22 protein-coding genes are annotated in these 20082 nt (G+C 73.7%); 14 read left to right on the forward strand and 8 right to left on the reverse strand.

The genetic code is table 11. The features are described from left to right. Positions 1-21: 21 nt before the first annotated feature. Positions 22-438, forward strand: coding sequence for a VOC family protein (locus RE027_RS04385; protein ID WP_368807030.1), 417 nt, complete (start codon positions 22-24; stop codon positions 436-438). 133 nt (positions 439-571) lie between these two features. Here the strand turns inward: RE027_RS04385 and RE027_RS04390 are convergent, their stop codons facing one another. The 5 genes from RE027_RS04390 to RE027_RS04410 all read right to left on the reverse strand — a co-directional run bounded on the left by RE027_RS04390 (position 572) and on the right by RE027_RS04410 (position 4640). Next, positions 572-1093: a class I SAM-dependent methyltransferase gene (locus RE027_RS04390; RefSeq protein ID WP_368807031.1), complete on the reverse strand. Its 522-nt coding sequence runs from the start codon at positions 1091-1093 to the stop codon at positions 572-574. After that, positions 1090-1926, reverse strand: coding sequence for an ABC transporter permease (locus tag RE027_RS04395; protein WP_368807032.1), 837 nt, complete (start codon positions 1924-1926; stop codon positions 1090-1092). Before RE027_RS04395 ends, RE027_RS04390 begins: the two co-directional genes overlap by 4 nt. Next, positions 1923-2948 carry an ATP-binding cassette domain-containing protein gene (locus RE027_RS04400; RefSeq protein ID WP_368807033.1) on the reverse strand — a complete coding sequence of 342 codons (1026 nt, stop codon included), beginning with the start codon at positions 2946-2948 and terminating at the stop codon, positions 1923-1925. The genes RE027_RS04395 and RE027_RS04400 overlap by 4 nt, the downstream gene beginning before the upstream one ends. Before the next feature lie 160 nt (positions 2949-3108). Then, a complete protein-coding gene (locus RE027_RS04405) occupies positions 3109-3867 on the reverse strand; it encodes an SDR family oxidoreductase (protein ID WP_368807034.1) in 759 nt (252 codons plus the stop codon). Positions 3868-3911: 44 nt separating this feature from the next. Next, the gene (locus RE027_RS04410; RefSeq protein ID WP_368807035.1) at positions 3912-4640 is read right to left on the reverse strand and encodes a beta-ketoacyl-ACP reductase; all 729 of its coding nucleotides are present in this window, start codon (positions 4638-4640) and stop codon (positions 3912-3914) included. A gap of 177 nt (positions 4641-4817) precedes the next feature. Between RE027_RS04410 and RE027_RS04415 the strand changes: the two genes are divergently transcribed. From RE027_RS04415 to RE027_RS04425, 3 genes are read left to right on the forward strand one after another with little or no spacing between them, the layout of a single operon-like run. Continuing rightward, complete coding sequence (locus RE027_RS04415) at positions 4818-5327, forward strand: DUF3099 domain-containing protein (RefSeq protein WP_368807036.1); 510 nt, start codon at positions 4818-4820, stop codon at positions 5325-5327. A 56-nt stretch (positions 5328-5383) separates the two neighbouring features. Then, the gene (locus RE027_RS04420) at positions 5384-5653 is read left to right on the forward strand and encodes a hypothetical protein (RefSeq protein ID WP_368807037.1); all 270 of its coding nucleotides are present in this window, start codon (positions 5384-5386) and stop codon (positions 5651-5653) included. Beyond that, positions 5650-6639, forward strand: a complete 990-nt coding sequence (locus tag RE027_RS04425) for an SURF1 family cytochrome oxidase biogenesis protein (RefSeq protein WP_368807038.1) — start codon at positions 5650-5652, stop codon at positions 6637-6639. Before RE027_RS04420 ends, RE027_RS04425 begins: the two co-directional genes overlap by 4 nt. A gap of 28 nt (positions 6640-6667) precedes the next feature. Here the strand turns inward: RE027_RS04425 and mgtE are convergent, their stop codons facing one another. The 3 genes from mgtE to RE027_RS04440 all read right to left on the reverse strand — a co-directional run bounded on the left by mgtE (position 6668) and on the right by RE027_RS04440 (position 10468). Further along, positions 6668-8065, reverse strand: coding sequence for a magnesium transporter (mgtE, locus tag RE027_RS04430; RefSeq protein WP_368807039.1), 1398 nt, complete (start codon positions 8063-8065; stop codon positions 6668-6670). After that, entirely contained in the window at positions 8062-9660 is a 1599-nt protein-coding gene (gene abc-f, locus RE027_RS04435; protein WP_368807040.1) for a ribosomal protection-like ABC-F family protein, read from the reverse strand. The genes mgtE and abc-f overlap by 4 nt, the downstream gene beginning before the upstream one ends. 97 nt (positions 9661-9757) lie before the next feature. Further along, complete coding sequence (locus RE027_RS04440; RefSeq protein ID WP_368807041.1) at positions 9758-10468, reverse strand: histidine phosphatase family protein; 711 nt, start codon at positions 10466-10468, stop codon at positions 9758-9760. A 227-nt stretch (positions 10469-10695) separates the two neighbouring features. Here RE027_RS04440 and RE027_RS04445 point away from each other — a divergent pair, with 227 nt between their 5' ends. The 10 genes from RE027_RS04445 (at position 10696) to ypfJ (ending at position 19960) form a co-directional block, all read left to right on the forward strand. Then, complete coding sequence (locus RE027_RS04445; protein ID WP_368807042.1) at positions 10696-11661, forward strand: glucosyl-3-phosphoglycerate synthase; 966 nt, start codon at positions 10696-10698, stop codon at positions 11659-11661. Next, positions 11658-12797 carry a glycosyltransferase gene (locus tag RE027_RS04450; protein WP_368807043.1) on the forward strand — a complete coding sequence of 380 codons (1140 nt, stop codon included), beginning with the start codon at positions 11658-11660 and terminating at the stop codon, positions 12795-12797. The genes RE027_RS04445 and RE027_RS04450 overlap by 4 nt, the downstream gene beginning before the upstream one ends. Further along, a complete protein-coding gene (locus tag RE027_RS04455; protein ID WP_368807044.1) occupies positions 12794-13789 on the forward strand; it encodes a Gfo/Idh/MocA family protein in 996 nt (331 codons plus the stop codon). The genes RE027_RS04450 and RE027_RS04455 overlap by 4 nt, the downstream gene beginning before the upstream one ends. After that, a complete protein-coding gene (locus RE027_RS04460) occupies positions 13786-14880 on the forward strand; it encodes a zinc-dependent alcohol dehydrogenase (RefSeq protein ID WP_368807045.1) in 1095 nt (364 codons plus the stop codon). The genes RE027_RS04455 and RE027_RS04460 overlap by 4 nt, the downstream gene beginning before the upstream one ends. A gap of 132 nt (positions 14881-15012) precedes the next feature. After that, positions 15013-16410, forward strand: coding sequence for an AI-2E family transporter (locus RE027_RS04465; RefSeq protein ID WP_368807046.1), 1398 nt, complete (start codon positions 15013-15015; stop codon positions 16408-16410). A gap of 47 nt (positions 16411-16457) precedes the next feature. Beyond that, positions 16458-16976 carry a DUF421 domain-containing protein gene (locus tag RE027_RS04470; RefSeq protein ID WP_368807047.1) on the forward strand — a complete coding sequence of 173 codons (519 nt, stop codon included), beginning with the start codon at positions 16458-16460 and terminating at the stop codon, positions 16974-16976. A gap of 69 nt (positions 16977-17045) precedes the next feature. After that, a complete protein-coding gene (locus tag RE027_RS04475; protein WP_368807048.1) occupies positions 17046-17672 on the forward strand; it encodes a biotin transporter BioY in 627 nt (208 codons plus the stop codon). Between the two features lie 3 nt (positions 17673-17675). After that, on the forward strand, positions 17676-18413 hold the full coding sequence (locus tag RE027_RS04480) for an energy-coupling factor ABC transporter ATP-binding protein (RefSeq protein WP_368807049.1): 738 nt from the start codon (positions 17676-17678) through the stop codon (positions 18411-18413). Continuing rightward, positions 18410-19021 (forward strand): energy-coupling factor transporter transmembrane component T family protein, encoded by a 612-nt coding sequence (locus RE027_RS04485; RefSeq protein WP_368807050.1) that lies wholly within the window; start codon positions 18410-18412, stop codon positions 19019-19021. Before RE027_RS04480 ends, RE027_RS04485 begins: the two co-directional genes overlap by 4 nt. A 39-nt stretch (positions 19022-19060) precedes the next feature. Further along, a complete protein-coding gene (gene ypfJ, locus RE027_RS04490; RefSeq protein WP_368807051.1) occupies positions 19061-19960 on the forward strand; it encodes a KPN_02809 family neutral zinc metallopeptidase in 900 nt (299 codons plus the stop codon). Positions 19961-20082 lie beyond the last annotated feature (122 nt).

Genomic DNA, 20082 nt, shown 5'->3' on the forward strand with positions numbered 1-20082 from the left:
AATCGAGGCGGAGGCCGACCCATGCCCATGATGCTCAATCCCTACTTCACCTTCCGGGACACGGCCGAGGAGGCCATGACCTACTACCGCTCCGTGTTCGGCGGGGAGCTGTCGATCAGCAGGTTCGGCGAGTACGGCGCCGACGACGGCCCCGCGGAGCAGGACAAGGTCATGCACGCGATGCTGACCACCGGCGAGGGCCTGGTGCTCATGGCCTCGGACACTCCGGACGGCCTGGACCTGACCGTCGGGGACAACGTGTCGGTCTCCGTCGGCGGCGACGACGAGGCGGTGCTGCGCCGCTGGTGGGACGGGCTCACGGCGGACGGCACGGTCACCATGCCGCTGGAACCGGCGCCCTGGGGCGGCCTGTTCGGGATGTGCACCGACCGGTTCGGCATCCACTGGATGCTCAGCATCGGTGACGGCACGTCCTGAGTGCTCCACCCCGCGTCGCGGGGCCCGCTCCCGGCCTCAGCGGAATCCTGCATCCCCGCCGCGGAGTACCTGATGGGTCAGGACGGGGTGGCCCGCGGGGTCGAGCTGTCCGGTGGGCTCCGGCGCGGCCGGCTCAGGCGCGCGCCCGGATGCCGCTGCCCCGCTCCTCCCGGAGTACCACCGGCGCCGCGAACCCGTGCGCTTCCACCGCGGCCCGCACCCGCTCGAGCAGCTCGGCCTGCCGGTCGGGGCGCGGTCCCGCCCCGTAGGCGATGAGCAGCGAGCCACCGGGGGCCAGGGCCCGCCGCAGCACGGACAGCTCCGTGGTGGCGGTGCTGGTCCAGAAGAGGTTGACGTCCACCGAGAAGGCGACGTCGAAGGAGGCCGCCGGCACCGTGAGCCCGGCGAGGGCCACCTGCCGCACGGTGAGCGTGCCCGCCTGCACGTGCCGGCGGTTGCGCTCCGTGGTGCGGGCCACGGCCGTCGCGGAGCGGTCGATCGCGAGCATCGTCGTGTCGCCGGACCGCTCGCACACGAGCTGCGCCGCCGCCCCGGACCCGCAGCCGACCTCGAGCACGCGGCAGCCCGGCCGCAGAGCCAGGTGCTCGACGGCCCACCGGATGCGCTCCGGCACCGCGCGCGGCGTCCCGGTCACCGTGAGCTGACCGTGGCGAACTTGCGCAGGCACAGCGGCACGAAGACCACGAGCAGCAGCAGGCTGCCGGCCAGCACGGTCAGGACCGGGTGCTGCATGGGCCACACGTCCGGCACGGGTGCGGACCCGGTGTTGCCGAACAGCTGGCGGGCGGCCTGCACGAGCGCGGAGACGGGGTTCCAGTTGGCGAAGGTCTCGAGCGGGCCCGGCAGGTTCTGGGACTGCACGAAGGCGTTGGAGATGAACGTCAGCGGGAACAGGATGATGAACGAGGCGTTGTTGACGGTCTCCGGGCTGCGCACGCTCATGCCCACGAGCGCCATGACCCAGCTGAACGCGTAGCTGAACAGCAGCAGCAGGGCGATCCCGGCGAGGAACGACCCGAGCGACGTGGTGAACCGCCAGCCGACCACGAACCCCGTGGCGATCATGATGACCATGGACACGGCGTTGAGCACCAGATCGCTGTTGGTGCGCCCGATCAGGACCGCCGACGGGCTCATCGGCAGGGTCCGGAACCGGTCGACGATGCCCTCCTTGAGGTCCTGCGCCATTCCGGCCCCGGAGAACGTGGAGCCGAAGAGCACGGTCTGGCCGAAGATCCCGGCCATCAGGTACTGGGTGTAGTCGGTGCCCTCGACCCGGATCGACCCGGCGTAGACCTGGCTGAACAGCAGGACGAACATGACGGGCTGGAGCACGGCGAAGACGAGCATGTCCGGTGAGCGCCGCAGCTTGATGAGGTTGCGCTGGGTGATCGTCCAGCCGTCGGCCGCCCAGCTGCCGAGGCTGACGCCGGGGCTCGTCGCCCCGGGCAGGGTGTGGATGCTCATCGCTGCTGCCCTCCGCCGGTCGGGGCCACGGCGCCGTGGGGAGCCCGGTCGTCCGGGCCGGCGGCCGGGGCGGTCGTGTGCCCGGTGAGTGAGAGGAAGACGTCGTCGAGGGTGGGGCGGCGCATCCCGGCGTCGTGCAGGGCCACTCCCTGGGCGTCGAGGTCCGCGAGGATGCGCTGGAGCGCCGACGGGCCCTGCCGGACCGGGACCTGGAGCTCGCGCCCCTGCTCGTCGAGCGTGGGGGCGCTCTCCCCGTGGCGGGCGAGCACCTCGGCAGCCCGGGCGGCATCGGCCCCGTCCTGCAGCATGACGACGACGCGGTGCCCGCCGAGCTGCGTCTTCAGCTCGTCGGGGGTGCCCGCCGCGATGACGCTGCCGTCGTCGATCACGGAGATCTCGTCGGCGAGCTGGTCGGCCTCCTCGAGGTACTGGGTGGTGAGCAGCACCGTGGTGCCGTCCTGGACGAGGGATCGGATCACGTCCCACAGACCGATGCGGCTGCGCGGGTCCAGGCCGGTGGTCGGTTCGTCCAGGAACAGGACGCGGGGCCGGATCACCAGCGCCCCGGCGAGGTCCAGCCGGCGCCGCATGCCGCCCGAGTAGCCCTTCACGGGACGGTCCCCGGCCTCCTCGAGGTCGAACAGCTCCAGCAGCTCGGCGGCCCGGCGGCGGGCGGCCGCCCCGCCCAGGTGGTAGAGCCGGCCGACCATCCGCAGGTTCTCGGTGCCGGTGAGGTTCTCGTCGACCGCGGCGTACTGGCCCGAGGCGCCGATCATCCGCCGGATCCGGGCGGGCTCCGCGACCACGTCGACCCCGTCGATCCGCGCCGTCCCGGCGTCCGGGGTGATGAGCGTGGTGAGCACCTTGACCACGGTGGTCTTGCCCGCTCCGTTCGGGCCCAGCAGGCCCTTGACGATCCCCTCCGGCACGGACAGGTCGAGACCCGCCAGGGCATGGACCGTGCGCGAGCGGGAGCGGTAGGTCTTGGTCAGGCCTTCGACCTCGATCAGTGGACCTGTCATGGTGTGGCTCCGTTCCGGGGCGCACCCGCCCCTGTCCCCGGCCGGTCCCGTCCTGCGCCCGGCCGTCCGATCGGCGATGGGAGGAGCATCCCACCCGCCTCGGACAGCGCACCAGTCCCCGGGACGGGGACGGCGCGGTGCCGGGAGGGCCCCGGCCGGACTACTTCTGCCCGGCCTGGGCCAGGAAGTCGTCCGCGCCGCCCACGAGCTCGACGTGCCCGGTGGGGACGTCGGCGGTGACCATGCGGGCGATCTCCTCGGCGAACTCGTGCACGGAGTAGAGCTTGCCGGCGGCCTCGCGGCGCTGCTCGAGCGCGCCGGGCCGGGCCCGGTTGAGCAGGGTCGCGGTGACCGTGCCCTCGATCATGTCCCCGGAGACCACCACGAACGTGATGCCCTTGTCGTCCAGCTCCGGGACGCGGGCGGTGAGGGTGTCCTCGCCGGCGCGCTTGGACTTCGCGACCTGCACGTACTCCGGCATGGTCTCGACGTCGTTGATGAAGTGGGCCTGGTGGCTGGTCACGAACACCACGCGCCCGCCCTCGGGCAGGTGCTCGAGCGCCGCGGTGAGGGTGTCGTCCTGGGCGTCCCGGTTGAGCTTGAGGGCGTAGTCCTCGCCGAGGTCCGTCTCCATGCCCCCGGAGGCGTTGAGCACCAGCACGTCCACGCCGCCGAAGGCCTCCACGGCCCGGGCGAAGAGGGTGCGGACGTCCTCGGGGGCCGTCATGTCGGCCTGCACCGCGATCGCGTGGCCGCCGGCCGCCTCGATCTCCTTGACGACCTTGTTGGCGCGGGGCGCCTTCTGCCGGTAGTTGACGACGACGTTGGCGCCCTCGGCGGCGAGCAGCTTGGCGGTGTCGGCGCCGACGCCGCGCGAGGACCCGGTGACGACGGCGGTCTTGCCTGCAAGTGAACTCATGGTGCTCCTTCGGTGGAACGTGCGGGGAACGGGTGCGGCGGGGCTCAGTGGCCCATGCCCAGGCCGCCGTCCACGGGGATGACGGCGCCGGAGATGTACTTGGCCTCGTCGGACGCGATCCAGCGCACGACGGCGGCGACCTCCTCCGGCTCGGCGAACCGGCCGGCGGGGATGGAGGCGCGGTAGTTCTGCTGGGTGTCCTCGGGCAGCGCCGCGGTCATCTCGGTGTTGATGAACCCGGGGGCCACGACGTTGGCGGTGACGTTGCGCCCGCCCAGCTCGCGGGTGATCGAGCGGGCCATGCCGACCAGCCCGGCCTTGGACGCGGCGTAGTTGACCTGCCCGGGCGAGCCGTAGAGGCCCACCACCGAGGAGATCAGCACCACGCGGCCCCGCTTGAGCCGCATGAAGCCCTTGGCGGCGCGCTGGACCACGCGGAAGGCCCCCGTGAGGTTCGTGTCCACGACGTCCTGGAAGTCCTGCTCCTTCATCCGCAGCAGCAGGGTGTCGCGGGTGATCCCGGCGTTGGCGACGACGACCTCGACGGGGCCGAACTCGGCCTCGACCGCCTTGTACGCCGCGTCGATCGACGCCGCGTCGGTCACGTCGGCCTGCACTGCGAAGAAGCCCTCGGGGGCCTCGCCGGAGCGGTAGGTGACGGCCACGTTGTCACCGCCGTCCTGGAACGCCTGCGCGATGGCCCTCCCGATCCCGCGGTTGCCGCCGGTCACGAGGACGGTGCGGGGGGCCGGGCTGCGCTGCTCGTCTGCCATGGGGAATGGGGCCTTTCGGTCGGAGGTCGCCGGGCACCGCCGTCCGCGCCGGAGGCGGGTCCCGAGGAGGATCCCTCCGATCCTACCGGTCGGCCGGGGCGACCGCCCGGTAGCCCCTGGAGGGGTCTGCCCGATGTCGGACCCCGGTGAGAGAATGAGATGTCTGTTGGGAGGACCATGAGCAACCGCTATCTGACGACCGGCGAGACCGCCGGTCAGGACGACGTCCACTCCATCACCGCCACGGCCGGGGCGCACACGCAGGACATGAGCCACCGGATGAAGGTCTACAGCGTCCAGATGGGCCTGCGGATCCTGTGCCTGATCGTCTTCGTCGCGGTGGACAACATCTGGGTCCGCGGTGTCGCGATCCTTGGTGTGGCCGTGCTGCCGTGGATGGCGGTCCTGCTGGCGAACAGCAACGACCGCTCCACGCGGACCAGCCACTACTACGAGCCGCCGTCCGCCCCGGCGCTGGCGGCCGCACCCGAGCCGGGTCGGCCGGCGGAGCCGCTCGCGATCGGCTTCGTGCTGGAGGGCGAGTTCGTCGCCGGCCACGCGGACGACGACGCGGAGGACCCCGGGACCGGGCGGACCGGGGCCGGGAGCACGGCCGCTCCCAGCGGGGACCCGGCTTCCTCCGCTACTGTCGAGGACGACACCTCCCGGCGCCGCGGCGCGGCCTGAGCCCGCCGCGGGCCGTCCCGGGACCTCGACCGCAGACCCTGAGGAGCACGACCGCCGTGGAGTTCGACCTGCTCGGATCGCTGTCCCCGCACGGATCCGACGCTCCGCCGGCCGGGCCCGACACCCCGCAGTGCTCCCGCCGGGGCTGCCGCGCCGACGCCGCGTGGCAGATCCGCTGGAACAATCCGCGCATCCACACCCCGGAGCGCCGCAAGATCTGGCTCGCGTGCCCCGAGCACCGCGGGGACCTCGAGCAGTTCCTCGGCGCCCGCGGCTTCTGGAAGGACACCGTTCCGCTCGGCCACGCCGGGAAGGACCGGCCGTGAGCGGCTACCGCTTCCTGCTCAGCGGCACGTGGATCGGCTGGTTCCTGCTCGCGTGCGCCGCCGCGGCGCTCTCCCTGTACCTGGGCGGCTGGCAGATGGACCGCAACGACCACCTGGTCGGGGAGAACACCAAGGTCACGCAGAACTACCGGGCCGAGCCCCTGACCGGGGACGAGGCGAGTGCGCAGTTCGCCGCCCACGACGAGCGGCTCACCTGGCACCCGGTGGAACTGACCGGCGAGTACCTGCCCGGGGACCAGGTCCTCGTCCGCAACCGGCCCCAGAACGGGCGGGTGGGCTACGAGGTGCTCGTCCCGTTCCGCACGGAGGGCGGGGACGTCGTCGTCCTGGACCGCGGCTGGATCCCCACGGGCTCGGCGGCCAACGGGATGCCGGACGAGGTCCCGGAGCCGCCCGCCGGGGAGGTGACCGTCACCGCGCGGCTGCGGCCCGGGGAGCCGGCCGTGGACCGCGGCGCCCCGGAGGGCCAGATCGCCACGATCGAGCTCGAGGAGCTGCAGGAGCGCTGGGGTCTGCCGATCGGCACAGCCGCCTACGCCGAGGTCTTCGCCGAGGACCCGGCCCCGTCCGGGGCGCCGGCGCCCGCGCCCGAGCCCGAGATCGACTCCGGCCCGCATTTGTCCTACTCCCTGCAGTGGTACGCGTTCGCCGCCCTGTTCTTCGTGGCCTACGGCTACGCCGCCCGGCAGCAGGCCCGCAACGACGAGTGGGACCGCCAGTACGCCGCGGAGATGGAGCGCCGCCTCTCCCGGTTCTACGACGAGGACGGCAACTACGTGGGCGAGGGCGACGAGGAGCTCGTCGTCCGGCAGCTGGAGATGGCCGACGACATGCCGGCCCACCTGAAGTCCCTGATGCGCCCGAAGCCGCAGCGCCGGCGCCACCGCCCGACGTGGGAGGACGAGGAGGACGCCCTGCTGGACGCCCTCGAGGACGGCGGCCGGCTCGAGCACCACGGACGGTAGCCGGCGGTGCCGCCTCCCGGCCGCCCCGTCAGAGCCCGAGCACGGCCCTGGCGATGAGGAAGTACACCACGAGGCCCGAGGCGTCCACGAACGTGGTGATGAACGGGTTGGAGAACACCGCAGGATCGACCTTCAGGGCACGGGCGGCCATCGGCATGACCCCGCCGACCGTGGCGGCGAGCACGCACACTGCCAGCAGGGTGAGCCCGATCACCGCCCCGACGTCCCAGCCGTAGATCACGCCCACCCCGGCGAAGCCCACGGCGCCCAGGGTGGAGCCCAGCAGCGCGCCGATCCGGACCTCGCGCAGCGCCACGCGGCCGACGTCCCGGACCCGCACGTCCCCCAGTGCCAGAGCGCGGGTCACGGTGGTCGCGGCCTGGTTGCCCGTGTTGCCGCCCGTGCCGATCAGCAGCGGCACGAACACGCTCAGCACCACCATCTGCTCCAGGGTGGACTCGAAGACCTCGAGCACGCGCACGGTCAGGCTCGCCCCGACGGCCAGGACGAGCAGCCACACGACGCGGGCGCGGAAGACGGAGGGCACCGGCGTGGCGAGGTACGGGCGGCGCAGCGGCTCGGCGCCGGCCGAGCGGGCCACGTCCTCGGTCTCCGCCTCCTCGAGGATGTCCAGGGCGTCGTCGAAGGTCAGGATGCCCACGACCCTCCCGGTGCCGTCGAGCACGGGCAGGGCCAGCAGCTTCTCCTTCGCGCACCGCCGGGCCGCCTCCTCGGCGGGGGTCTGCGCGCCCACCGTCACGGCTTCCCGGGCGATCTCGGCGACGGGGACGTCCCCGTCGGTCGCCAGGAGCCGCCTCAACCCCACGACGCCGGCCACGCGCTGGTCCTGGTCCACGACCGGCAGGGCGTACACGGTCTCCGCGTCGTCGATCCGCTCGCGCACGGCCGCCAGGGCGTCCGCCACGGTCGTGTCCAGGCCGAGGGCGACGAACTCGGGGCTCATCCGCCGGCCGACGGACCCGGCCGGGTACCCCATGACGACCCCGGTGGTGTCCTGGTCCTGCGGGGACAGCTCGGAGAGCAGGGCACGGACCACCGGTGCCGGCAGCTCGTCGAGGAGGCGGACCCGGTCGTCCGGGTCGAGCTCGGCGACGAGGCCCTGCACCTCGTCCGTGCGCAGTGCCGTGAGCAGCTCGCTCTGCAGCGAGGCGTCGAGGCGGACGAAGGCCTGGAACGCGGCCGAGCGCGGCAGGAGCCGGAACACCACGGCGCGGTCCCGGGGCGGGAGCCGCTCCATGAGGTCGACCTGCTCCGACAGCGACCACTGCAGCACCCGCTCCTGCACGTGCTCCAGGTCGTGCCGGCGCAGGTCCGTGCGGATCCGGTCCGGGAGGGAGTTCTCCGCGGGCCCGCGCTCCGGGGTCGGTGACGCCGGGATCGGCGCGGCCCTCGGCCTCCTGGTCATGCCAGGGAGATGAGGTCCTGGTACTCCTGGCTCCACAGGTCCTCGGTGCCGTCGGGCAGGATCACCACGCGCTCGGGGTCCAGGGCCTCCACGGCGCCCTCGTCGTGGGAGACGAGCACGACCGCGCCCTCGTAGGTGCGCAGCGCGTTGAGGATCTCGCGGCGGGAGGCCGGGTCCAGGTTGTTGGTGGGCTCGTCGAGCAGCAGCACGTTGGCCGAGGAGGCCACGAGCGTCGCCAGCGCCAGGCGGGTCTTCTCACCGCCGGAGAGCACCCCGGCGGGCTTGGAGACGTCGTCGCCCTGGAACAGGAACGAGCCCAGGACGTTGCGGACCTCCGTGTCGGCGAGGTCGGGGGCGGCGGAGCGCATGTTCTCCAGCACCGTCCGGTCGGGGTCCAGGGTGTCGTGCTCCTGGGCGAAGTAGCCGAGCTTGAGCCCGTGCCCGGGGACCACCTCACCGGTGTCCGGCTGGGCCTCGCCCGCCAGCATCCGCAGCAGCGTGGTCTTGCCGGCGCCGTTGAAGCCGAGGATGACCACCCGGGAGCCCCGGTCGATGGCCAGGTCCACGTCGTTGAAGATCTCGAGCGAGCCGTAGGACTTGGACAGGTCCCGGGCGGTCAGCGGGGTCTTGCCGCAGTCGGCGGGCTTGGGGAAGCGGATGTTCGCGACCTTGTCCGCCTGGCGCTCGCCCTCCAGGCCATTCATGAGCCGCTCGGCGCGCTTGATCATCTGCTGGGCGGCCACGGCCTTGCTGGCCTTGGCGCGCATCTTGTTCGCCTGGTCCATCAGCGCGGTGGCCTTCTTCTCCGCGTTGGCGTACTCGCGCTTGCGGCGGTGCGCGTCCTGCTCGCGCTGGAGCAGGTAGTTCTTCCAGCCCATGTTGTACAGGTCGATGACGCAGCGGTTGGCGTCCAGGTACAGGACCTTGTTGACCACCATCTCCATCAGCTCCACGTCGTGGGAGATCACCAGCAGTCCGCCCTGGAAGTTCTTCAGGAAGTCCCGCAGCCACACCACGGAGTCGGCGTCGAGGTGGTTGGTGGGCTCGTCGAGGAGCATGATGTCGGCGTCCGAGAACAGGATCCGGGCCAGCTCCACGCGGCGTCGCTGACCGCCGGAGAGGGTGCGCAGCGGCTGGCCGAGGATGCGCTCCGGCAGGTCCAGGTTGGACGTGATCGTGGCGGCCTCGGACTCCGCCGCGTAGCCGCCGCCGGCGAGGAACTCCGACTCGAGCCGGTCGTAGCCGCGCATGGCCTTGTTCCGCACCGCCTCGTCCTCCGAGGCCATGTCCTGCTCGGCCGCGCGCAGCCGGGCGACGACGCCCGCGAGGTTGCGGGCGGAGAGGATCCGGTCCCGGGCGAGCTGCTCCATGTCCTCGACCTTGGGGTCCTGGGGGAGGTAGCCGATCGCCCCGGTGCGCGTGACCGACCCGCCCGCCGGCAGGGTCTCCCCCGCGAGGACCTTGGTCATCGTCGTCTTGCCGGCGCCGTTGCGGCCGACGAGACCGATCTTGTCCCCCTTGTCCACCCGGAAGTTGACCTCGTCCATGAGCAGCCGGGCACCGGCACGCAGTTCGAGGTTCTGGACAGTGATCACGGAGGAGACCTTTCGGCAGGGACTGCGGGGCGGCAGGATGCGCCCGGACGGGCAACCAATCCATCCTACCGGTCCCCCTCCGCCGGCGGCACCCCGTTCAGCCGGCCGGGTCCGCGTTCTTGCTCACGTGGTGGACCGGCATCTCGTCGGCGAGCGCCGAGGACTCACCCGGCAGGGTGCGGGCGTTGTAGTCCGCGACCTGCCAGCCGCGGTGCGGGTGCTCCTGGAGCACGGTCCACGCGCAGTTGGCCATCCCGGCGAACATGTCGCGCAGCCGGGGCGGGACCCCCAGGAAGGCCAGCACCCCGCTGCGCAGGGCCGCGCCGTGGCCGACGAGCACGCCGGTGCGGCCCGCGTCCAGCGCGGCCGCGGCGTCGTGGAGCACGGCCGCCATCCGCTCGTCGACCTCGGAGGGGAGCTCGGCGCCGGGCACCCGGTAGTCCTCCTGGGTGAAGAACCGCTCGTAGATCTCGGGGTGGCTGTCGCGGAACTCCGCGAAGGTGGTCCCCTGGCGGATGCCCACGTGGTACTCGCGCAGGCGGGCGTCGAGGCGCACCTCGAGACCGGTCAGGGCGGCCAGTTCGCGGGCCGTGGCGTGCGCGCGGTCCAGGTCGCTGGACCAGATGAACGCGGGATCGAACGAGGCGAGGGCGGGCGCTGCCCGCCGGGCCTGGCGCCGGCCCACGGGGTCGAGGGGGATGTCGGCCTGGCCCTGGGCCCGGTCCTGGACGTTCCAGGAGGTCCTCCCGTGACGCCACAGCACCAGGCGTCGTCGGTCCTGTCCCGGAGTCGTCCTCGGCTGGTTCATCGGCACCTCTCGTCACGGAACTCCGGGCGGGACCCGGCTCGTTCCCATGATGGCGCAGGCCCGGCGCCCCGGCCAGGTCCCGCGCGCCCGGCGAGCGCGACGGACCGCACGAAACATTCACCCGGTGTCCCCGTCCCGCATCTTCCGCGCGGAGACATCGCTCTGTAATGTCCGGCTCGGACCAGCATCCGTTCTGCGATTGCCCAGAACCGTCGGAAGCGAGCGCCATGCAACAGGACGTCCAGGAGTGGTTCGCCACCCGCAGCTACCACGGCACGCAGTGGTCCCCGGAGCAGCTCCTGCAGCGGAAGCGCGGGACCAGGGTCAGCGTGGTGCTGCCCGCCCGCGACGAGGCGGCGACCGTGGGACAGATCGTCGCCGCGCTGCGGCGCGAGCTCATGGAGGACGTCCCCCTGATCGACGAGCTGGTCGTCATCGACTCCGACTCGACGGACGGCACGGGCGCGGTCGCAGCGGCGGCGGGGGCCCAGGTCCACCGTCAGGCCGAGATCCTGCCGGCCCACGGCAACGTCCCGGGCAAGGGCGAGGCGCTGTGGAAGTCCCTGGCCGTGACCAGCGGCGACGTGCTGGCCTTCGTCGACGCCGACCTGCGGGAGTTCGACACGCAGTTCGCGGTGGGTCTGCTGGGGCCGCTGCTCGCCGAACCGGGGGTGCAGTTCGTCAAGAGCTGCTACGACCGCCCCCTGCACGACGGCGCCACGATCCTGCCGGCCGGGGGCGGCCGGGTCACCGAGCTCGTGGCGCGGCCGCTGCTCAACCTGTTCTGGCCCCAGCTGTCCGGTCTCGTCCAGCCCCTGGCCGGGGAGTACGCCGGGCGCCGGTCCCTGCTGGAACGCGTGCCCTTCGTCTCCGGGTACGGGGTGGAGATCGCGATGCTGATCGACGTCCTCGAGCTCGTGGGCCTGGACGCCATGGCCCAGGTGGACCTGGGCGTGCGCTCGCACCGCAACTCCTCGGACGCCGCCCTGGCGCGGATGGCCGCCCAGATCCAGCTGACGGTCCAGGCCCGCCTGCGCTGCGATTCCCCGGTGGCCGGCGGCGGGCAGCTGACGCAGTTCCTGCGCCAGGGGGAGCGGTTCCTCTCCGAGACCCACGACATCGGCGTCCTCGAGCGCCCGCCCATGGCGCAGGTCCCCGAGTACCGGGCCCAGCCGGCCGGCCGCGTCGCATGAGCGGGCTGCGGGTGCTCGTCAACGCGGGCCCGTGGCTGCCCGTGCCCCCGGCCGGCTACGGCGGGATCGAGACGGTGGTCGCCACCCTCGTGCCGGAGCTGCGGCGGGCGGGGGTCCACGTCACGCTGGCCACCGTGGGGCCCAGCACCCTCGAGGCGGACGAGCACCTGCGGGTGCTGCCGGAGCCGGCGTTCCGTTCCATCGCGATGCCCTACAACCGGGTCTCGGGCATCGCCCACGCCCACATGCAGGGCCTGGTGGACGCCCTGCGGGACGGTGGGCGGTGGGACCTGGTGCACGACCACCTGGAGGTCGTGGGCCCGTCCGTGCTGGGCGCCATGGGCCCGCCCGCCCCGCCGACCCTGCAGACCCTGCACTGGGACCTGCGCAAGCACCCCGAGTTCTACTCCGGCTTCGACGGCCGCGGGCGCGTGCGCTTCGCCGCGGTCTCCGCCTCGCAGCTCGACCGGGCGCCGGCCAACCTGCGGCGGCAGACCCTGGGCGTCGTCCCGCTGGCCGCGCCCCCGCCGCTCGACGTCGAGGCGGCACCGGGCGAGCACGTCCTGGTGCTGGCCCGGATCACCGCCGACAAGGCCCAGGACGTGGCCGCCCGCGTCTGCCGGCGCGCCGGGGTCCCGCTCGTCCTGGCCGGCCCCGTCGCCGGCATCGACGACCCGGAGGAGCTCGAGCGCCGGCTCGCCGACGGCGACGAGGCCCTGCGCGCCCACCCCGACGTCCGCTACTGGCTCGACGAGGTGCGGCCCCTGGTCGACGGCACGTCGGTGACATGGGTGGGCGGGGTGGCCGGCGAGCGCAAGGAACGGCTGCTGCGCTCGTCGCGGGCCCTGCTGACCCCCATCCGCTGGGCCGAGCCCGGCGCCACCGGCGTCGTCGAGGCCCTGGCCCGGGGCGTGCCCGTGGTCGGGACGCCCCGCGGGGTGCTGCCCTCGCTCGTGGAGCACGGGCGGACCGGCTTCCTGGCCGCGGAGGAGGACGACCTCGTCCGGCACCTGCACGAGCTGGACGCCCTGGACCCGGAGGCCTGCCGGGAGGCCGCCGAGCAGTGGACCCCGGCCGGCATGGCCCGGCGCTACCTGGACCTGTACCACCGGCTGCTGGAGGAGAACCCCGCATGACGCTCAGGATCGCCCTCGTCGGAGCCGGCTCCGTGGCCCGGCGCCACCTCGACGTGCTGCACGGGCTGGGCGGGACCCGCGTGGTCAGCGTGACCGACGCCCACCGGCCCGCGGCCGAGGCCCTCGCCGCCGAGCTCGAGGTCCCGGCCTTCACCGACCCGGCCCGGGCCCTCGACGCGGCCGAGGCCGACGCCGTCTACGTCTGCGTGCCCCCGTTCGCCCACGGCCCCGCGGAGCTCGCCGCGCTGGAGCGCGGCAAGGCGCTGTTCGTGGAGAAGCCCGTGGGGCTCGGCCTGGACGTCGCCGAGCAGATCGGGCGGCGGGTCGAGGAGACCGGGGTCGTCACGGGCACGGGCTACCACTGGCGCTGCCTCGACACCGCCGTGCTGGCCCGGGACCTGCTCGCGGAGGCCCCGCCGCTGCTGGCCAACGGCTACTGGCTCGACAAGCGCCCGCCGGTGCCCTGGTGGGGCCGGACGGACCGCTCGGGCGGGCAGGTCGTCGAGCAGCTCACGCACGTGCTGGACATGGCCCGGTTCCTGCTGGGCGAGGCGGTCGAGGTCTACGCCGCCGGGGTCCGCGGCACCCCGGACGGCACCGCGCCGGACGAGGACGACGTCGACGACGCCACCGCCGCCACCGTGCGCTTCCGCTCCGGGTCCGTGGCGACCCTCGCGGCGACCTCCGCGCTGGCCGTCAAGCACCGCGCCGCCCTGCACACCGTCAGCCGGGGGCTGGTCCTGGAACTGGCCGAGGACGGACGGCTCACGGCCTTCTGGCCGGCCGAGCGCACCGAGCACGCCCCGGCTGAGGACCCGAAGGTCACGGTGGACCGGGAGTTCCTCGAGGCCGTGCGCGGCGAGCGCGGGTCCACCCGCGCGCCCTACGGCGAGGCGCTGCGCACGCACCGGCTCGCCTGCGCCATCGCCCGGTCCGCCCGGACGGGCCGGCCCGTCGGGCTGGTGGACGCCGGACCGGAGGACGCCCGATGAGCGCGCGGCGGAACCTCGTGGTCCCCGCCCGGGGCCGGGTCGAGATCGCCCAGGAGATGCTGCCGGCGGTCCCGGAGGGCGGGCTGCTCCTGGAGACGCTGGTCACCGGTCTGTCGGCGGGCACGGAGCTGGCCTTCGTCAAGGGGGACCACCCCGGGCTGCACTCCCGGCACGACACCGAGCTGGGCCTGTTCCGCCGTGGCGTCGCGGAGCAGGGCTACCCCGTGCGCCGGCTGGGCTACATGGAGGTCGCCCGGGTGGCCGAGTCCCGCACCCCCGCCTTCCGGGCCGGCGACGTCCTCGCGGCGGCCTACGGCCACGCCACCGCCCACGTGGCCGACCCGCTGACCGAGCACCTGGTGCCGCTGCCCGCCGGGCTCGATCCGCTGCTGGGGGTGTTCGTGGCCCACTTCGGCCCCATCTGCGCCAACGGCCTGCTCCACGCGGCCGCCGACGCCGGGCCGGTGAGCGGTCTGGGCGACGGCGTGGCCGGACGGCTCGTCCTGGTCACCGGAGCCGGCCCGGTGGGCCTGGTCACCGCCCTGTTCGCCCGCGCCCTGGGCGCCCGTGAGGTGGCCGTGGCCGACGCCGACCCGCGCCGGCGGGCGGTCGCGGAGCGCCTGGGCTTCCTCCCCCTGGACCTCGACGACGACCCGGGACGGGTGCTCAAGACCCGCTGGCGCCACGGCCCGGGCGAGCACGGGGCGGACGTGGTGTTCCAGTGCCGCGGCAAGGCCGGGGCGCTGCACGCGGCGCTGCGGGCCGCCCGGCCCCAGGGCAGCGTCGTCGACCTGGCGTTCTACACCGAGGGCGCCGACGCGGTGCGGCTGGGCGAGGAGTTCCACCACAACGGGCTGAGCCTGCGGTGCGCGCAGATCGGGCGGGTGCCCCGCGGCCTCGCCCACACCTGGGACCGCGCCCGGCTCTCCGCGGAGACGATCCGGCTGCTGGACGCCCACCCCGGGGAGTTCCGGGAGCACCTGATCAGCGACGTCGTGGGCTTCGACGACGCGCCGGCGCTCATGCACGACGTCGCCGCCCGCCGCCGGCACGTCCTCACCGCCGTGTTCGAGGTCGACGGCCGGTCCTGACGGGCACGGCACCGGTCCCGGGGCGGCCCCGGCCGGTGGACACCCTTCCGACAGCCGCCTTATGGTTGGGGCGAGCGCCGTCGTCGTCGCACGACCGCACCCCCGACCGCAGCCTTCCCCGAGGAGCCCCGCATGGCCACGTCGTCCCGCCCGGAACAACCACCCCGCAGCCCCGGCGGCGGCTCGTCGAGCGCCCCGCTGCTCGCCGAGAGCGTCCTCGGCGGGAAGGCCGACCCCGGAACGAGCACGATCCCCGCCGCGGGCCCCGGGACCGAACCCGCCGGCCTCGACGAGACGACCCAGGCCCTGGCCCCCGCCGTCGGACCGTGGGCGGACTCGCTCGGCCGGGCCGGCTCCCGGGCCGCCCAGACGCTGCTCGTGGCCACCGTGGTGGTCGGCCTCGTCTGGGTCCTGCTGCAGGTCAAGGTCGTGGTCATCGCGGCCATGGTCGCCCTGATCCTCGCCTCGGCCGTGGGACCGGTCGTGAAGTGGCTCGAGCGCAAGGGCTGGTCGAACCTGCTGGCCACCCTCGCGGCGTTCCTCGGCATCCTGCTGCTGCTCGGCGGCGTGATCACGGGCATCGTGCTCACGGTCATCAGCCAGTGGGAGACCCTCACCGCGCAGGCGTCGGAGGGCTGGAACGAGCTGCGCCGCCTGGTCGAGTCCACGCCGCTGCCGGTCGACACGGCCAGCGTCGACGCCGCCGTGCGCCAGGGCACCGAGTTCGTCACCAGCGGCAGCTTCGCCGGCAGCGCCCTCAGCGGGCTCTCCGCGGCGGCGACCTTCGTCACCGGGCTCGTCCTGATGATCGTCATCCTCTTCTTCTTCCTCAAGGACGCGGAGAAGATGTGGAACTTCACGCTGCGCTGGTTCCGCGGGGAGCGCCGGGCCAAGCTCGCCGAGTCCATCGACCGCGGCGCTCAGGTGCTGGGCGGCTACGTCCGCGGCACCGCCTTCGTCGCGCTCATCGACGCCGTCTTCATCGGTGTGGGCCTGGTGATCGTGGGCGTCCCGCTGGCCCTGCCGCTGGCCGTGCTGGTGTTCGTCACCGCCTTCATCCCGGTGGTCGGCGCAACCCTCGCCGGCGTCATCGCGGCCCTCGTCGCCCTGGTGACGAACGGTCCCACGGAGGCTCTGATCGTCGTGGGCATCATCGTGCTCGTGAACCAGATCGAGGGCAACATCCTGCAGCCCGTGATCATGGGCCGCACGCTCAGCCTGCACGCGCTCATGGTGCTGCTCGCCCTGACCGTGGGCACCCTGGTCGGCGGAATCTTCGGCGCCATCCTGGCCGTGCCGTACACCGCCGTCGCGTGGGCCGTGATCCAGATCTGGAGCAACGGCTACCAGATCGGCGACGACCCCGTGCTCGGTCCGGACCCAGTGAACCCCGGAGACCGCGTGGACGCCAAGGCCACGATGTCCGAGCGCTGGAAGTACCAGCGGATGCGCTACCAGCAGGCCTTCGGCGGCCGGCTCGGAGCCACGGAGCGCGACGCCGCCCGGCAGGGCGACGACGACCGGTCCTGACCAGCCCTGCCGGACCGCCTCACGGCCCGGCAGCAGGAGGCCCCCTCATGGTGAACTTCTTCTTCGACGGGTGGGAGCCGGTCGCCCGGATCCTGGTGGTCGGCACCCTCGGCTACACGGCGCTGGTCCTGCTGCTGCGGGTCTCCGGCAAGCGCACCCTGGCCCAGATGAACAGCTTCGACTTCGTCATCACCGTGGCGGTCGGAGCGTCCTTCGGCCGCATCCTCACCGCACGCGACGTGCCGCTGCTGGAGGCCGTCGCCGCGTTCGCGCTGCTGATCGTCCTGCAGCACGTCGTCGCCACCCTGCAGGTGCACTCGCGCCGGTTCAACCGGCTGGTGACTGCCGAACCGACCCTGCTGCTCCACCGCGGCGAGGTGCTGCACCACGCCCTGCGCCGGGCGCGGATCACGGAGAAGGAGCTGGGGGGCGCGGTGCGCAAGCACGGCCTGGGCTCGCTGCAGGAGGCCGGGGCCGTCGTCCTGGAGGCCGACGGCACCCTGTCGGTCGTCGGCCCGGACAGCGCCGGGGACGGCGGCGTGCTGCCGGGGGCCGATCAGCGCTGAGCCCCTCGGCGGGCACCCGGACACGTCGGCGTCCCTCTGATCCCGTGGACAGGCCCTAGGCTGGCCCCCATGAGCAACAACACCGAACGCCGCCGATCCGTCACCGCCGAGGACCTCGCGAACATCGCCGTCTTCGCGGCCCTCACCGCCGCCCTGTCCGTCCTGCCCGGCATCCCGCTGGGCGCGGCGGGGGTGCCGCTGACCCTGCAGACCCTCGCCGTGTTCCTCACGGGCCTGGTCCTGGGCGGGACCCGCGGTCTGCTGGCGGTGGCGCTCTACGTCCTGGTCGGGCTGATCGGCGTGCCCGTCTTCGCCGGCTTCCGCGGCGGCCTGGGCGTGCTCGCCGGCCCCTCCGCCGGCTACATCCTGGCCTTCCCGTTCGCGGCGGCCGCCGCGGGCTACCTGGCACAGTGGCTGATCCCGGCCCGCCGGGCCAACGACGGCGGCGCGACGAACGCCCGCTATGCGCGCACCGGCACCTACACGCTCCGGCTGCTGCTCGCGACCCTCGCCGGCTTCGTCGTGATCCGGATCGGCGGGATCATCGGCCTGGTGCTCAACGCCCGGCTGCCGTTCCAGGACGCCTTTCTGGCCGACCTCGTCTTCTGGCCCGGCGACCTCGTGAAGTGCGTGCTCGCCGCGGTCATCGCCGTGGGCGTGCACAAGGCGTTCCCCCGGATCGCGGGCACGCGCTGACCCGTGCCCGGCTCCCCCGGGGCCCCGGCCCTCGTGTGCACGGGCGTCACCGTCACGGCCCCCACCGCCTCCGGTGACCTGACCCTGCTGGACGGCATCGACGTGACCCTGAGCGGGCGGCGAACCGCCGTCGTGGGACTCAACGGGTCCGGCAAGTCCACGTTCCTGCGCCTGTTCAACGGGCTCGCCCGCCCCTCCTCGGGCACCGTCACCGTGCACGGCACGGACGTGGCCCGGGACGTGCGCGGCGCCCGCCGGCGGGTGGGCTTCGTCTTCACCGACCCACTGTCCCAACTGGTGATGCCCACCCCCGTGGAGGACGTCGAGCTGTCCCTGCGCGGGGCCGGCCTCCCCCGGGCCCGACGACGGACGGCGGCGCTGCAGCTGCTCGAGCGCGTCGGGATCGCCCACCGCGCCGAGCACAGCATCTACGACCTCTCCGGCGGGGAGCGCCAGCTCGCGGCCCTCGCGGCCGTGCTGGCCGTGGAGCCGGACGTCCTCGTGCTCGACGAGCCCACGACCCTGCTCGACCTGCGCAACCGGGGGCGGATGATCGAGCTGCTCGACGGGCTCCCGCACCAGTTGCTGCTCGCCACGCACGACCTCGGACTCGCGGCGACCGCGCCCCGCGTCCTGGTCCTGCACGAGGGACGGCTGGTGGCGGACGGCCGCCCCGGGCAGGTCCTGCCCGCCTACGAGCGCTGGTGCGCGGACGGCTTCCCGCAGGAGCGCGCTCCGTGAGCCGGGGCCCGGACCTGTTCGGCAGCTACTCCCCCGGTACGAGCCTGCTGCACCGGGCGCCGCTGTGGGGCAAGGGCGCGGGCATCGTCGTCGTGACCGTGGTCGTGGTGCTCGCCCCGGCGTGGCCGGTGCCCGCCGTGCTGACCGCCGCCCTCCTGGCGGCAGGCACGGCAGCCGGGGTCGGCGCCCGCGAGTGGTGGCGCGGCCTGGCCCCCGCGCTGCCCGTGCTGGTGCTCCTGGCCGTCTACCACGTGCTCACCGCCGGGCCGGGGCAGGCGGCCGACGTCGTGGGCACCATCGTGGTGTTCCTCGTGCTGACCCGCGTGCTGATGCACACCACCCCCCTGGCCGTGCTGCTCGACGGCGTCGTCCGGCTGTGCACCCCGGTGCGGCTCGTCGGTGCGGACCCCGAGCGGATCGGCCTCGCGATCTCCCTGATGCTGCGCTCGATCCCGTTCATCGTCGGCGCCGTGGGCGAGCTGCGGGACGCCGTGCGCGCCCGCGGCCTGCGGCCCAACCCGGTGCTGCTGGTCACGCCCGCCGTGATCTCCACGGTGGCCTACGCCGAGCGCACCGGCCAGGCCCTGGCGGCCCGCGGCTTCGACTGAGCGCCGCCGCACGACCATCAGTGCCCTTATGCTTTCCCCATGACTTTCAGCAACGACTCCCAGCTGGACCCCGGGCGGGTCGGCGGCGGTGGCGGCGGCCGTGGCGTCGCCGTGGGCGGCGGGATCGGCGGCACGCTGCTGCTGCTGGTCGTCGGTCTGTTCTTCGGCCAGGACGGCATCGACGCCCTCATCGGCGACGGCCAGGACGCCGGGGGCGCCGCCTCCGGGCAGGAGCAGTTCGCGCACTGCGAGACCGGGGCGGACGCCAACCGCTACAGCGACTGCCGGATGATCGCGACCGCCCAGAGCCTCGACCAGTTCTGGGAGGCCTACCTGCCGCAGGCCGCCGGGGAGCGCTACGTGCTGCCCGGCCTGGAGCTGTACCGGGGCCGGGACTCGACCGCCTGCGGGACCGCGTCGGCGGCGGTGGGTCCCTTCTACTGCCCCGCCGACCGGACCGTGTGGCTCGACGTAGGGTTCTTCGACGAGCTGCAGTCCCAGTTCGGCGCGGAGGGCGGGCCGCTGGCCGAGGAGTACGTGCTCGCCCACGAGTTCGGCCACCACATCCAGCACCAGATCGGCACCCTGGGCTACGCCCAGCAGGACCCGCAGGGACCGGAGTCCGGGGCCGTGCGGGTCGAGCTGCAGGCCGACTGCTTCGCCGGGCTCTGGGCGCGCGGCGCCTCCGGCGACACCTCGGGGACGGTCGACCTGGATGAGATTACACCCGAGCAGCTCGAGCAGGCGCTCGACGCGGCCGAGGTCATCGGCGACGACCGCATCCAGGCCACCACGCAGGGCCGGGTGAACCCGGAGGCGTTCACGCACGGCACCTCCCGCCAGCGGCAGCTGTGGTTCTACGCCGGGTACCGCACCGGCGACCTCGACCAGTGCGACACCTTCTCGGTGCGCGACCTGGACGACCCGCCGGCCTTCTAGCAGGCCCTCCCGAGCGCCGGCTCCTCCGCCCACGGCACCCCCACGCGCCGAGTCCCCAGTCCGGTGGCAGATCCCCACGATCCGCGCTGGGGATCTGCCACCGGACTGGGGACTCGAAGCTC

The sequence above is a fragment of the Kocuria sabuli genome, assembly GCF_040981185.1.
GTDB classification, from domain to species: Bacteria; Actinomycetota; Actinomycetes; order Actinomycetales; family Micrococcaceae; genus Kocuria; species Kocuria sabuli.